4 protein-coding genes are annotated in these 14,921 nt (G+C 73.8%); 3 read left to right on the forward strand and 1 reads right to left on the reverse strand.

Annotated elements, in window-relative coordinates:
* The 3 genes from AB0B90_RS35570 to AB0B90_RS35580 form a co-directional block, all read left to right on the forward strand.
* The coding region (locus tag AB0B90_RS35570; RefSeq protein ID WP_362926471.1) for a beta-ketoacyl reductase at positions 1–999 on the forward strand (999 nt) is incomplete at its 5' end.
* Positions 1,000–1,101: 102 nt separating this feature from the next.
* Positions 1,102–7,791, forward strand: a complete 6,690-nt coding sequence (locus AB0B90_RS35575) for an SDR family NAD(P)-dependent oxidoreductase (protein WP_362926472.1) — start codon at positions 1,102–1,104, stop codon at positions 7,789–7,791.
* A 101-nt stretch (positions 7,792–7,892) separates the two neighbouring features.
* Positions 7,893–13,508 (forward strand): type I polyketide synthase, encoded by a 5,616-nt coding sequence (locus AB0B90_RS35580; protein WP_362926473.1) that lies wholly within the window; start codon positions 7,893–7,895, stop codon positions 13,506–13,508.
* 147 nt (positions 13,509–13,655) lie between these two features.
* Here the strand turns inward: AB0B90_RS35580 and AB0B90_RS35585 are convergent, their stop codons facing one another.
* Positions 13,656–14,693: a carboxymuconolactone decarboxylase family protein gene (locus AB0B90_RS35585; protein WP_362926474.1), complete on the reverse strand. Its 1,038-nt coding sequence runs from the start codon at positions 14,691–14,693 to the stop codon at positions 13,656–13,658.
* Positions 14,694–14,921 lie beyond the last annotated feature (228 nt).

Here is a 14,921-nt window from a genome sequence, read left to right on the forward strand (position 1 = left end):
GCGGTGTTGCGGCCGAAGGTGGACGCGGCGTGGAACCTGCACGAGCTCACCCGTGACATGGACCTGTCGGCGTTCGTGATGTTCTCCTCGGCCGCGGCGGTGCTGGACGGGGCGGGGCAGGGCGGCTACGCCGCCGCCAACGCCTTCCTCGACGCGCTGGCGGCGCACCGCAGGGCTCAGGGGCTGGCCGGGCTCTCGCTGGCCTGGGGCTTCTGGAACCAGCGCAGCGGCATGACCGGCCACCTCGCCGACGCCGACGTGGAGCGGATGGCCCGTTCAGGACTGGTCGCCCTGTCGTCGGAGGAGGGGATGGCCCTGTTCGACGCGGCCCGCGCCTTCGACGAGGCGCTGCTCGTGCCGATCAACCTCGACCTCGCCGCGCTGCGCGGCGAGAACGGCCTGCGCTCCGCGCTGCTGCGGGGTCTCGTCCGGGCCCCCGCCCGCCGGGTCGTCCGGACCGTGGGAGGCGTCACCCCCGGCGCCTCCGGTCTCGAACAGCGCCTGGCGGGTCTGTCGGAGGACGAGCAGCTGACCGCGCTCGTCAAGCTCGTCTGCGCCGAGGCCGCCGGGGTGCTCGGGCACACGAGCGTGGACTCGGTGGAACCCGAGAGGGCGTTCAAGGAGCTCGGGTTCGACTCGCTCACCGCCGTCGAACTGCGCAACCGGCTCGGTGGCGCCACCGGGCTGCGCCTGCCGACCACCCTGGTCTTCGACTACCCCAACCCCGGCGTGCTCGCCGAGCACATCAGGGACGAGATCGCCCCGCCCGCCGCCGACCCCTCCGCGTCCGTGCTCGCGGAGGTCGACCGGCTGGAGACCCTCCTGTACGCGAGGAACGGCGGGGACACCGACAAGATCACAGCCCGGCTGCGGGCGCTGCTCCGCAAGTGGGACGACACGCACGGCGACCCGGTGGAGACCGAGCCCCGGCAGGACTTCGAGTCGGTCACCGACGACGAGCTCTTCGCGGTCCTCGACGGGGAACTCGGCGCCTCCTGACGGCGCCTCCTGACGGCGCCTCCCGACGGTGTCTTTTGACGGCGCCTCCCGACGGCGCACCCCATGACGAATCCCTACTGCCCCGAGGCTGGTTGACGTCCGATGCCGAATGACGACAAGCTGCGTGACTACCTCAAGCGTGCCACCGCCGACCTGCAGCACACCCGACGCCGCCTGCGTGAGGTGGAGGCCAGGGAACGCGAGCCGATCGCGGTCGTGGCCATGAGCTGCCGCCTGCCCGGTGGGGTGAACAGCCCGGAGGAACTCTGGCGGCTGGTCGCGGACGGGAAGGACGCCATGTCCGGGTTCCCCGGGGACCGGGGCTGGGACCTGGACCGGCTCTACCACCCCGACCCGGACACCCCCGGCACCACCTATGCCCGCGAGGGCGGGTTCGTCGCCGACGCCGGTGGTTTCGACGCGGGCTTCTTCGGGATGAGCCCGCGCGAGGCACTGGCGTCCGACCCGCAGCAGCGGCTGCTGCTGGAGACCTCGTGGGAACTGCTGGAACGGGCGGGCATCGATCCCGCCACGGTGAAGGGCAGCCGGACGGGCGTCTTCGTCGGCGCGGCCTCCAGCGGGTACGGCATCGGCCAGGGGGTCTTCCCCGCGGGGGTCGAGGGTCACCTGCTGACGGGCACCTCCACCGCCGTCATGTCCGGGCGGATCTCCTACACCCTCGGCCTGGAGGGACCCGCGGTCACCGCCGACACCGCCTGCTCGTCCTCACTGGTGACCCTGCACCTGGCGTGCGAGTCCCTCAGAAGGGACGAGTGCTCCATGGCCATCACCGGCGGCGTCACGATCATCTTCACCCCCGAGATCTTCGTGGAGTTCAGCCGCCAGCGCGGCCTCGCCCCCGACAGCCGGGTGAAGGCCTTCGCCGCGGCCGCCGACGGCACCGCCTTCTCCGAGGGGATCGGCCTGCTGCTGCTGGAACGGCTGTCGGACGCGCGTCGCAACGGTCATCCGGTGCTGGCGGTGGTGCGGGGCAGCGCGGTCAATCAGGACGGTGCCAGCAACGGCCTGTCGGCTCCGAACGGACCCTCCCAGCAGCGCGTCATCCGCCAGGCGCTCGCCAACTCCGAACTGGTGGCCGCCGACGTCGACGCGGTGGAGGCGCACGGCACCGGCACCATGCTCGGCGACCCGATCGAGGCCCAGGCGCTGCTCGCCACCTACGGTCAGGACCGCCCGGCCGATCGTCCCCTGTGGCTGGGTTCGGTGAAGTCCAACATCGGCCACACCCAGGCCGCCGCCGGGGTCGCGGGCGTCATCAAGGTCGTGATGGCCCTCCGGAACGGCCTGCTGCCCAGGACCCTGCACGTCGACGAGCCCACCCCGCACGTCGACTGGTCGACGGGTGCGGTGTCGCTGCTCACCGAGCCCGTCGAGTGGCCGGAGAACGGCCACCCGCGCCGCGCGGGAGTCTCCGGTTTCGGTATCAGCGGTACCAACGCCCACGTCATCATCGAGCAGGCCCCCGCCCCCGTCGACACCGAGATCGAGGGGGCTCTGCCGGTTCCGACGGCGGAGCTCGCCGGGGGATTGCCGTTGCCGTTCGTGGTGTCGGCGCGCGGCGAGGAGGCGCTGGGCGCGCAGGCCGCCCGCCTGGCGGCGTTCGTGGAGGAGCGCGAGGACCTGAGGGCGCTGGACATCGCGTACTCACTGGCCACCGGCAGGTCCGCCTTCGATCATCGTGCGGTGGTGGTGGGCGGGGACCGTGGAAGTGTGGTGGCCGGGTTGTCGGCGGTAGCCGGTGGTTCGGGTGTGGTGCGGGGTCGGGTGGGTGATGGCCGGGTGGCGGTGTTGTTCACCGGTCAGGGGTCGCAGCGGGCCGGGATGGGCCGGGAGTTGTATGGGCGGTTCCCGGTGTTCGCGGCGGCGTTGGACACGGTGGTCGCGGAGCTGGATCCGCTGCTTGAGGGGTCGTTGCGTGAGGTGCTGTTCGCCGAGCCGGGGTCGGCGCAGGCGGAGGCGCTGGACCAGACCGGGTGGGCGCAGCCGGCGCTGTTCGCGGTGGAGACGGCGTTGTTCCGGCTGGTGGAGTCCTGGGGGGTGGCGCCGGATGTGCTGGCGGGTCATTCGGTTGGGGAGATCGCGGCGGCTCATGTGGCGGGGGTGTTGTCGCTGGCCGATGCGTGTGCGTTGGTGGCGGGCCGGGCGCGGTTGATGCAGGCGCTGCCCGCGGGTGGGGCGATGGTGTCGGTGCGGGCCTCCGAGGAGCAGGTCGCCGGGCTGCTGGCCGGGCGCGAAGACCAGGTGTCCATCGCGGCCGTCAACGGTCCGACCTCGGTGGTGATCTCCGGTACCGAAGAGGCGGTGCTGGAAGTGACCGCCGCTCTGCGGGAACGGGAGATCAGGACGAAGCAGCTGCGGGTGTCGCACGCGTTCCATTCGCCGTTGATGGATCCGATGCTGGAGGAGTTCCGGGCGGTGGCGGGGTCGCTGTCCTACGACCCGCCGCGAATCCCGATCGTGTCGACGTTGACCGGGGAGTCGGCCACGGCGGAGCGGTTGTGTTCGCCGGAGTACTGGGTGGAGCAGGTGCGTGGTGCGGTGCGGTTCGCCGATGGGGTGGGGGTGTTGGTTTCTGCGGGGGTGGAGACGTTCGTGGAGGTGGGGCCGGACGGGGTGTTGTCGGCGATGGGGCAGGAGTGCCTGGCCGGTGACGGGTCCGGTGGTGTTTCCGGCGATGGGCCGGCGGCGGCTGGTTCGGGGGTGGGGTCTGGGGCGGTGTTCGTGCCGGTGATGCGCCGGGATCGTGGTGAGGCTTCGGAGTTGGTCACGGCGTTGGGCGCCTTGCATACGCGGGGGGTGGCCGTTGACTGGGAGGCGTTCTTCACCGACGCCGCCACCGCGGCCGGAGTGGGGAGACCACGCCGGGTCGAACTGCCCACCTACGCCTTCCAGCACCGCGACTACTGGCTGCACGTCCCCACCTCCGGCGACCCGGAGTCCGTCGGCCTCGACACGCCGGGTCACCCCCTTCTGGGGGCCGCCGTCGAGCTGCCCGACTCCGGTGGGCACCTGTTCACCGCCCGTCTCTCGGCCCGTACCCACCCGTGGCTCGCGGACCACGCGGTGGGCGAGACGGTGCTGTTCCCCGGCACCGGGATCGTGGAACTCGCCGTTCGCGCCGGAGACCAGGTCGGTTGCGACAGGATCGAGGAGCTCACCCTGGAGGCCCCGCTGGTCCTGACCGGCCAGAGCGGTGTCCAGGTGCAGGTCGTGCTCGGCGCGCCCGACGACTCCGGGGCCCGTGCGATCAGCGTCTACGGACGTGCCGAGGAGACCGCGGCCGACGAGGCGTGGACCCGGCACGCCACCGGCCTCCTCACCGCCTCGGGCACCGCCGGAGACTTCGACCTCGGCGAGTGGCCGCCGTCCGGTGCCGAGCCGGTGGAGACGGACGGCCTCTATGACCGGCTCGTCGACCTCGGCCTCCGCTACGGTCCGGCCTTCCGCGGCCTGCGGGCGGCCTGGACGCGTGGCGACGAGGTGTTCGCCGAGATCGCGCTGCCCAAGGGCGTCGCCGCCGACGCCGCCCTCTTCGGCGTCCACCCGGCCCTGCTGGACGCCGCCCTGCACGCCCTCGCCCTCAGTGACGCCTCGACGGAGCACGCCGCGCTGCCGTTCACGTGGTCGGAGGTGGAACTGCACGCCGCCGGAGCGTCAGGCCTGCGGGTGCGGGTGGTGCCGACCGGAGGCGACTCGCTGCGTCTGGAGGCGGCCGACCAGGCCGGGCGTCCTGTCGTGTCGATCGGCTCGCTCGTACTGCGGCCCATCGGTTCCGCCGACCTCGCCGGCGCACGCACGGACCCCGGGCGTTCGCTGCACCGGGTGGAGTGGGTCCCGGTCGAGGCCGGGACCGTACCGGTGCGGGAGTGGGCGCTGCTCGGCGGCGACGTCCCGGCCACGGGGGAGGCGCTGCGCGCGGCCGGGATCTTCCCGGCCTCCTACGCCGGGATCGAGGAGCTGGTCGCGGCCCTCGACTCCGGTGCGCCCGTTCCCGACGTCGTCCTCGTGAGCGCGGAGAGCGTCGGCGGGACCCCCGCTCATGACCACGCTCACGTCGCCGGACCCCACACCGACACCGAGATCGATACGGAAACCGGCACGGAGGCCGTGGCGGGGGCCGTCCGCTCGGCCGTCCAGCGGGCCCTGGACCTGGCTCGGGCCTGGTCGGCCGACGACCGCCTCGACGACTCCCGGCTGGTCTTCGTGACCCGGGGAGCGGTCTCCGCCGGGTCCGGGGAGAGCGCCCGTGACGTCGTGGGTGCCGCGGTGTGGGGCCTGGTCCGTTCCGCCCAGGCGGAGAACCCGGACAGGTTCGTCCTGGCCGACCTGGACGGTCACGTCGCGTCGGCGGGACGGCTCCCCGCCGCGCTCGCGACCGGCGAGCCGCAGGTGGCGCTGAGGGAAGGAGGAGCCGTGCTGGCCGCCAGGCTCGTCCGGGCGACCGGCGCCGGGCTCGTGCCGCCCGAGGGCGCCGCCTCCTGGCGGATGGACAGCCTGGACAAGGGCACCCTGGAGAATTTGGCCTTCCTGGACGCGCCCGCGGCCGTCGCCCCGTTGGCACCGGGACAGGTCAGGGTCGAGCTCCGCGCCGCCGGGGTGAACTTCCGGGACGTGCTCAACGCGCTCGGCATGTATCCGGGCGAGGCGGGCGCGATGGGCCTCGAAGGAGCGGGCCGCGTCGTGGAGGTCGGTCCCGGCGTCACCGCGTTCGCCGAGGGCGACCGGGTGATGGGCATGTTCGACGGCGGCGCGTTCGGCCCGCTGGCCGTCACCGACCACCGCCAGCTGGTCGCCGTGCCCGGCGGCTGGACCTTCGCCCAGGCCGCGTCGACGCCGGTCGCCTTCCTCACCGCGTACTACGCGCTGGCGGACCTGGCGGCCCTGAAGGCGGGGGAGAAGGTGCTGATCCACGCCGCCGCGGGCGGAGTGGGCATGGCGGCCGTGCAACTCGCCCGGCATTTCGGGGCCGAGGTCTACGGAACCGCCGGAACCGGCAAATGGGACGTCCTACGCTCCATGGGGCTGGACGAGGCCCACATCTCCTCCTCACGCACCCTGGACTTCGAATCCTCCTTCCTCACCTCGACCGGCGGGGGAGGGGTCGACGTGGTGCTCAACTCGCTGGCGGGCGACTTCGTCGACGCCTCGCTGCGGATGCTGCCGCGCGGCGGCCGGTTCGTGGAGATGGGCAAGACCGACGTTCGCCCGCCCGAGGCCGTGGCCGCCGAGCATCCCGGCGTCCGCTACCGCGACTTCGACCTCGTCGAGGCCGGGTACGACCGGATCGGGGAGATGCTGCGTGCCCTCCTCGACCTGTTCGAGCGGGGGGCGATCCGGCCGCTGCCGGTGGTCGCCTGGGACATCCGCCGCGCCCCCGAGGCGTTCCGCTTCCTGTCGCAGGCCAGACACGTCGGCAAGGTCGCGCTCACCCTGCCCGTCCCGCTCGCCCAGGACGGCACCGTGCTGGTGACCGGCGGCACCGGCGGCCTCGGCGGCCTCGTCGCCCGCCACCTCGTGACCGCCCACGGCGTCCGCAACCTCCTGCTGACCAGCCGTGGCGGTCCCGCCGCCCAGGGGACGGAGCGGCTGCGTGCCGAACTGACGGACCTGGGGGCGAACGTCGAGATCGTCGCCTGCGACGCGGCCGACCGGACCGCCCTGGCGAAGCTGCTGGCCGGGGTGCCCGCCGAGCACCCGCTCACCGCGGTGGTGCACGCCGCGGGCGTACTGGACGACGGGACGATCGCCTCACTCACCCCCGACCGGGTGGACAGGGTGCTGCGCCCCAAGGCGGACGCCGCGCTGAACCTGCACGAGCTGACCCGCGACCTCGACCTGTCGTCGTTCGTACTGTTCTCGTCGGTGGCCGGCACGTTCGGCAGCACCGGGCAGGGCAACTACGCCGCGGCCAACGCGTTCCTGGACGCGCTGGCCGGGCTGCGGCGCGCGCGGGGACTGCCCGCGCTCTCGCTCGCCTGGGGCCCGTGGGCCGAGGTCGGCGGCATGCTCGGCACTCTCACCGACGCCGACATCGGCCGGATGGCCCGCGACGGTGTCGTGCCGCTGACACCGGAGGAGGGCCTGGCCCTGCTCGACGCCGCGGCGGGCAGGCCGGAGTCGGCGCTGGTGCCGATCCGCCTCGACGCCAAGGCGCTGGCGGCCAAGGGCGACCGGCTGCCGCCGCTGCTGCGGGGTGTGGTGCGCGCGCCGGCCCGCCGTACCGCGACGGCCGCCGGGGGCGGGCAGACCGGCGCGGACCTGCTCGCCGGACTGGCCGCGCTCCCCGCGGCCGACCGTCACCGGATGCTGCTCGACCTGGTGCGGGCCGAGGTCGCCGCCGTGCTCGGCCACACCTCCACCGACCAGGTGGAGGCCGACCGGGCCTTCGACGAGATGGGCTTCGACTCGCTCACCTCGGTCGAGTTGCGCAACCGGCTGAACACCGCGACCGGCAGGCGGTTGCCCGCCACGCTGGTGTTCGACTACGCGAACCCGACCGCCCTCGCCGACTACCTGCGCGCGGAACTGGTGCCGGACGAGGCGCCGACCGAGGCACAGGTCCTGCGGGAACTCGACCGGCTGGGCCGGGTGCTCACCGAGATCACTCCCGACGAGGAGACGCGGTTCACGATCGCCACACGTCTGGGAGGTCTGCTGGCCCAGTGGCGCGGAGACAGGCCCGAGCCGGACGGAGCAGGCGCGGCCGTCGGCGAGGGCGTGGAGTCGGCGAGCGCCGACGAACTGTTCGCACTGATCGACAAGGGGCTCTGAGCCCCGTGTTCCCGAATGTTCCTGCCGTGATGAACGGTCTCTCCGTACCGAACGCCCCAGTGGTGGGCGCCCGGTTCGACGTGTGGGGAAGGTGACGTGACGTGGCGGACGAGCAGAAGCTCCTCGGCTATCTCCGGCGGGTGACCGCGGACCTCCAGCAGGCCCAGCAGCGGCTGCGCGAGGCGGAGGCCAAGGACCGCGAGCCGATCGCGGTCATCGCGGCGGGATGCCGGTTCCCCGGGGGCGTGCGCAGCCCCGAGGAGCTGTGGCGGCTCGTCGCGGAGGGCCGCGACGGCGTCTCGGAGTTCCCCGGCGACCGGGGCTGGGATGTGGAGACCCTGTACGACCCTGAGCTCACCCGGCCGGGGACCAGCTACACCCGCGAGGGCGGTTTCCTCTACGACGCCGGAGACTTCGACGCGGGCTCCTTCGGCATCTCGCCGCGTGAGGCGCTCGCCGCCGACCCGCAGCAACGGCTGCTTCTTGAGGTGTCGTGGGAGGCGTTCGAGCGGGCCGGCGTCGACCTGACCTCGCTGAAGGGCAGCCAGACCGGTGTCTTCGTCGGTGCCTTCTCCAGCGGGTACGGCACCGGCCTGGACGCGCTGCCGGAGGGGGTGGAGGGCCACCTGCTGACCGGCAACTCCACCGCCGTGATCTCCGGTCGGGTCGCCTACGTGTTCGGGCTCAAGGGTCCTGCGGTCACCGTCGACACCGCGTGCTCGTCGTCCCTGGTGGCGCTGCACTGGGCGTGCGAGTCGCTGCGGCGCGGGGAGAGCACGCTCGCCCTGGCCGGCGGGGTGACCGTGATGGCCACGCCCGAGGCTTTCGTGGAGTTCAGCCGCCAGCGGGGTCTCGCGCGAGACGGCCGCTGCAAGGCGTTCTCCGACGACGCCGACGGTACGGGGTGGGGTGAGGGCGCGGGCATGCTGCTGCTGGAACGGCTGTCCGACGCGCGCCGCAACGGCCACCCGATCCTCGGGGTCATCCGCGGCTCCGCGGTCAACCAGGACGGTGCGAGCAACGGCCTGTCCGCCCCGAACGGGGTGTCCCAGCAACGGGTCATCCGCCGCGCGCTGGCCAACGCCGGTCTCGCCGCGTTCGACGTGGACGCCGTCGAGGCGCACGGCACCGGGACCACCCTCGGCGACCCGATCGAGGCGCAGGCCCTGCTCGCCGCGTACGGCGGGGACCGTCCGCAGGACCGGCCGCTCTGGCTGGGCTCGATCAAGTCGAACATCGGCCACACCCAGGCGGCCGCCGGGGTCGCGGGCGTGATCAAGATGCTGATGGCGTTGCGCGCCGGTGTCCTGCCCGCCACCCTGCACGTGTCCGAGCCTTCCTCCCACGTGGACTGGACGGCGGGGAACGTCCGGCTGCTGACCGAACCCGTCGAGTGGCCGGACGACGTGGACCGGCCCCGCCGTGCGGGAGTCTCCTCCTTCGGCGTCAGCGGCACCAACGCCCATGTGATCGTCGAGCAGGCCCCGGCCGCCGAAGGCGCGTCCGGGGAGCCGGGGGAGGTTAGGGAGCCGGCACCGATGCTCGCGCTGCCGGGCGGCGCGGCGGCGTGGGCGGTCTCGGCGAAGAGCGCGCCCGTCCTGCGAGCACAGCTCGACCGGCTTCTCGCCCACGCCGAGGACCACCCGGGACGGCCGGTCGCCGACATCGGCCTCGCCTTGGCCGCGCGCACCGCCTTCCCGCACCGGGTCGTGGTGGTGGGACGCGACCGCGAGGAGTTGCTGGCCGGCGTGCGCGGGCTGGTCTCGGGCGAAGAGGCCGCCGGCACGGTCACCGGGGTGGCGGCCGGGACGCCGGGCAAGACGGTGTTCGTCTTCCCCGGCCAGGGCTCGCAGTGGGCCGGGATGGCCACGGAACTGCTCGCCGCCTCCCCCCTCTTCGCCGCGCACCTCGCCGACTGCGAGCGGGCACTGGCACCGTTCGTGGACTGGTCGCTGTCCGCTGTGCTGCGCGGGGAGGCGGGGGCACCCCCGCTGGACAGGGTGGACGTGGTCCAGCCGGTGCTGTGGGCGGTCATGGTGTCGCTCGCCAGGCTCTGGAGCGGATACGGAATCCGCCCCGACGCCGTGATCGGCCACTCCCAGGGGGAGATCGCCGCCGCCACGGTCGCCGGGGCGCTCTCCCTCGACGACGGCGCCCGCGTCGCCGCCCTGCGCAGCCGGGCCATCGGCGACGTGCTCGCCGGGCGCGGAGGCATGGTCTCCGTCGGGCTGCCCGTCGATGAGCTGACCGCGCGGCTGGAGCCCTGGCGGGACCGGATCTCCGTCGCGGCGGTGAACGGGGCCCGCTCGGTCGTGGTCTCCGGTGTCCCGGACGCCCTCGACGAGCTGATCGACGAGCTGACCGGGGAGGGCGTGCGGGCCAGGAAGGTTCCCGTCGACTACGCCTCACACTCCGCGCAGGTCGAGGAGCTGCGCGAGCGCCTGCTCCGTGATCTCGGGCCGATCGAGCCCCGCTCGGGCGAGGTGCCGATGATCTCCACGGTGACCGGCGACTGGATCGACACCACCGGCCTCGACGCCGAGTACTGGTACACCAACCTGCGCCGCACGGTCGGCTTCGACGGCGCCGTCCGCGCGCTCGCCGCGCAGGGGTACGGCGTGTTCGTCGAGGCCAGCCCGCACCCGGTGCTCACCATGGGCCTGCAGGAGACCTTCGACGCGCTCGGCCACGACGCCGTCGTCACCGGCACCCTGCGCCGCGACGAGGGCGGGCTGCCCCGGCTCCTCGCCTCCGCCGCCGAGCTGCACGTCCGGGGCGTCACCGTCGACTGGTCCGGCCTGTATCCCGGAGCCCGCCCGGTGGACCTGCCGACCTACGCCTTCCAGCGGCGGCGCTACTGGCTGGAGTCCTCGCCGGCCGTACGGGCCCCGGCCGCCGACCCGGTGGACACCGCCTTCTGGGAGGCCGTCGAGCACGGGAACACGCTGAGCCTCGCCGACGACCTGCGGGTCGCTCCCGACGTCCTGAACGAGATGCTGCCCGCGCTGTCCTCCTGGCGTCGGCGCACGCGGGAGCGGGCCACGATCGACTCGTGGCGTTACCGGGTGGCCTGGCGGCCGGTCGGCGAGCCGGCGGGTGGCACGCTCACCGGCTCGTGGCTGGTGGCCCTGCCCGCGGACGACGCCCCCGCGACGACCGCGGTCGTCGCGGGGCTCGCCAGGAACGGCGCCCGGGTGATTCCCCTCGAGGTGGGCGGGCAGGACCGCGCCGCGCTCACCTCGGCGCTGCGCGACCGGCTCGCCGACGAGTCCGTGACCGGTGTGCTCTCCCTGCTGGCGCTGGACGAACACCTCCACCCGGTGCACCCGGGACTCTCACGCGGCACGGCGGCGACCGTCACCCTCGTCCAGGCCCTGAGCGACGCGGGCGTCACGGCGCCGCTGTGGGCCGTGACCTCCGGCGCGGTGGACACCGGCACCTCGGGGGCCGAGCAGACCTCCCGGACGGAGCCGGGACGAAGCGGGGACGCCGCCCCGTTCCAGGCGCAGGTCTGGGGGATCGGCACCGTCCTCGCCCTGGACCACCCGGACACCTGGGGCGGCCTCGTCGATCTGCCCCCCTCCCCGGACGAGCGGGCCGTCGACCGCCTCTGCGGCGTGCTGGCAGCGCCGGGCGGAGAGGAACAGCTGGCGGTCAGGCAGAACGGGATCCTCGCCCGCCGGATGGTGCGGGCACCGCTCGGCGCGGTCGAGAGCGCCTCCGGCTCCGGCGGTGTCCGGCGGCTGAGCGGCACCGCGCTCGTCACCGGCGGAACCGGCGGGGTCGGCGCGCACGTGGCCCGCTGGCTGGCGGGCCGGGGCGTCGAGCACCTGCTCCTGACCAGCCGGCGCGGCCGCGCCGCCGAGGGCGCCGCTGAGCTGGAGGCCGAGCTCGCGGCCCTGGGCGTCACGGTCACGATCGCCGCGTGCGACGTCGCCGACCGCGAGGACCTCCGCCGCCTGCTGGACTCGCTGCCCGCCGAGTACCCGCTGCGCGCGGTGGTCCACGCGGCCGGCGTCGTCAGGGACGGTGCGCCGCTGCCCGGCACCACGGTCGAGGAGTTCGCCGAGGTCGGGCTGGCCAAGGTGGTGGGCGCGCGTCACCTGGACGAACTGCTGGGCGACCGGCCGCTGGACCTGTTCGCGCTGTTCTCCTCGGGGGCCGCCGTGTGGGGGCAGGGGGGACAGGCGGCGTACGCCGCGGCGAACGCGTTCCTGGACGCGCTGGCCGCTCGGCGCCGCGCCCGCGGAACGGCGGCCACCTGCGTCGCCTGGGGTGCCTGGGGCGGCGGCGGCATGGTGGACGACGAGGTCGGCTCCCGGCTGCGCCGCCTCGGCGTGCGTGCCATGGAGCCCTCCTCGGCCACGGCCGCGCTCGGCCAGGCCCTTGACCACGACGAGTCCCACCTGGTGGTGGCCGACATCGACTGGAGCCGGTTCGCCCCCGCGTACACCCTCTCCAGGTCCCGCCCGCTGCTGCGCGCCCTTCCCGAGGTCACCGCGATCCTCGACGACGGCGACGCCGAGGAGGAGACGGACGGAGCGCCGTTGACGGCGAGGCTCTCCGGGCTGCCCGAGGAGGAGCGACTGGACGTGCTCCGCGAGGCGGTACGGGCGCACGCCGCCAGGGTGCTCGGTCACCCCGGCCCCGAGGCGGTCGACGCGCACCAGAACTTCCTGGAGGCCGGCTTCGACTCGCTGACCTCCATGGAACTGCGCAACGGCCTGGTCAAGGCGACCGGGCTGCGGATGCCCGCGACGGTGATCTTCGACTATCCCAACCCCTCCGACCTGGCAAAACACCTCCTGGGCGAGCTGGCGGCCCGCCTGGACGGTGCCGGGGAGAACGCGCCGGGCGGTGCGGACCCCTCGGAGACCCCCAGCGCGTTGTTCCACGAGGCCGCCCGCGCGGGGAAGATGCACGAGGCCATGGGGCTGCTGCGGGCGATGGCCGACCTGCGTCCATCCTTCTCCTCGGTCGAGGAGCTCGACGAGATCCCGCCGCCGGTCAAGCTCGCCTCCGGGCCCGGCACACCCGCGCTGTTCTGCTTCAGCACCCCCATGGCGCTGGGCGGGGCGACCCAGTTCGCCCGGCTCGCCGCGAACTTCCGCGGTGTCCGGGACCTCTTCGCGCTCACGGTGCCCGGTTTCGCCAAGGAGGAGAGGCTTCCCGGCACGGTCGACGCCGCGGTGCGGGTGTGGGCGGAGTCCGTACGCCGGGCCGCGGGGGACGAGCCGTTCGTGGTCCTCGGCTACTGCGCGGGCGGTATCTTCGCGCACGCCGCCGTCGGCTACCTGGAGAGTATCGGGATCAACCCGCGAGGACTGGTCCTGCTGGACACCTTCATGCCCGACGACAAGGTCATCGACGACATCGGCATGCAACTGGTGCGGGGCATGTTCGACAGGGAGGCGTCGTTCGGCCCGTTCACCAGCGCACGGCTGGCGGCGATGGGTCGCTACTACCGGCTGTTCCGCGAGAGCACGGTGGGCGAGGTACGCGCGCCCATCCTGTTCCTGCACCCGGACACCCCGCTGACCGGCTTCGACGGCGAGATACCCGTCACCGACGACTGGCGCGCCTCCTGGCACACCGACCACGTCCTCCGCGAGGTCGAGGGTGACCACTACACCATGCTGGAGGACAGGTCGCCCTCGATGGCCCGTGCCATCGAGGGCTGGCTGGAGTCGCTGGAGTCGCCGCCCGCCGACCGCTGAGAACCGCGCCGCCGGGCTCACCCGGCCCGGCGGCGCCCCGGGTGCATCGGAGGGCTCTCGGGTACCGGCGAGAGAGTGGTGCACGGGTGAACGGGCCGAAGGGCTCGAACCACCCTTCGAGGCCGATCACGTCGTCGTGCGCCGTTGTCACGGCGACGGCGGCGCGGGCCGCGATCTTGTTCCGGACGGCTCGGGCAGATCCCGGCGGATCGACGCCTCGACGCCTTCGACAGCGGTGATCGCGCCGTACGCGACGAGCCGTACCAGGTCCGCGTCGTCGGGGTGGGTGACTCGCCAGGCCGCGACATCGGCGTCGGTGACGCGGTACGGTGCCAGCGCGGTGAGCAGGGCGAGTCTCGCCCCGGGAAGGTCGGAGCCGGTCAGGTCCGCCGACGGCCCGTCCAGCCACCCGCCACCCATCGCGGGATGCTCGCCGTCCCATGCGCCGACCGTCTCCAGCACGGCCGCGCGGGCCCGCTCGCCGAGCAGCGCCCCGCCCGCGCCCGCCGCCTCCCGAAGCGCGGCGAAGGCGGTACCCACCGGTGTGCCCGCCGCCCAGACGGGTTCCGGGAGCGCGGGTGGTTCCGCCAGAAAGGGGAGGCTCTCACCGGCCGGCAGTCGCCTGCGTACGGTGCGGGCCAGCACCCTGCCGCTCAGGCTGCGGACCAGCCGGGAATCCTGCAGCCTGCCGGGCAGCATGCTGTCGGTCAGCAGGGCAGAGGCGATGCGGTTGATGAAGTGGAAGGTCAGGGCGGTGCCGGCGTACTCGGCGGTGTGCTCAGCCGGGAACGGCGCCGGCTCCGGGCCCGCCGCGCCGGGTGTTCGGGTGGCCGTCGCCCAGCCGAGGAGCGCGGCGTGCCCGGGGTCGGCGGGCGTGTCGCCGCGTGAGATGTCCTCGGCCAGCCGGTGGTCGCCGGTGGCGTGCAACAGGGTGGTGTGCGCGGCCACGCAGTACGGGCACCGGTTGGCCATGGACACGCCGAGCGCGACCACCTCCCTGCCGGTCCTGGAGGCGGGTCCGGCCACGAGCGACTCGCGCAGTAGCGCCCAGGTCGCGGCGAGCAGGCCGGGGACGGGGGAGAGCGTCATGAGGACCGGCATCCTGGCGAGGCCGAAGTCGGTGGCCGCCTGGCCGTAGACGGCGGCGATCCGGCCGGTCGCGGCCTCGGGCGTAACGGGAGTCACGTATCGGAAGGTGTTCGCCATCTACCGTCGTTCCCTTCGTGATGGTCGGCCGGAATGCCGCCGTCGGAAAATCCGGCGGCGGTGTTCCGGAGCGAGGTGGTTCCGGCGGCCGGGTTCTGCCTCCGGCCGGCCCGCGCCGACGCGATGGCCGATGGTCAGGCCGGCGGTCGTCGGCCGGTCGGTGAGTCGATGGTCGCCGACCGGACCGATCCCGGGCGTCGCATCGGC

The organism is Streptosporangium sp. NPDC049078 (genome assembly GCF_040648855.1).
In the GTDB taxonomy this organism is placed as follows: Bacteria; Actinomycetota; Actinomycetes; order Streptosporangiales; family Streptosporangiaceae; genus Streptosporangium.

What these genes read in the sequence shown, in the direction of transcription:
- AB0B90_RS35575 (WP_362926472.1), top strand. Translation starts at nt 1,102, where the DNA reads ATGCCGAATGACGACAAGCTGCGTGACTACCTCAAGCGTGCCACCGCC.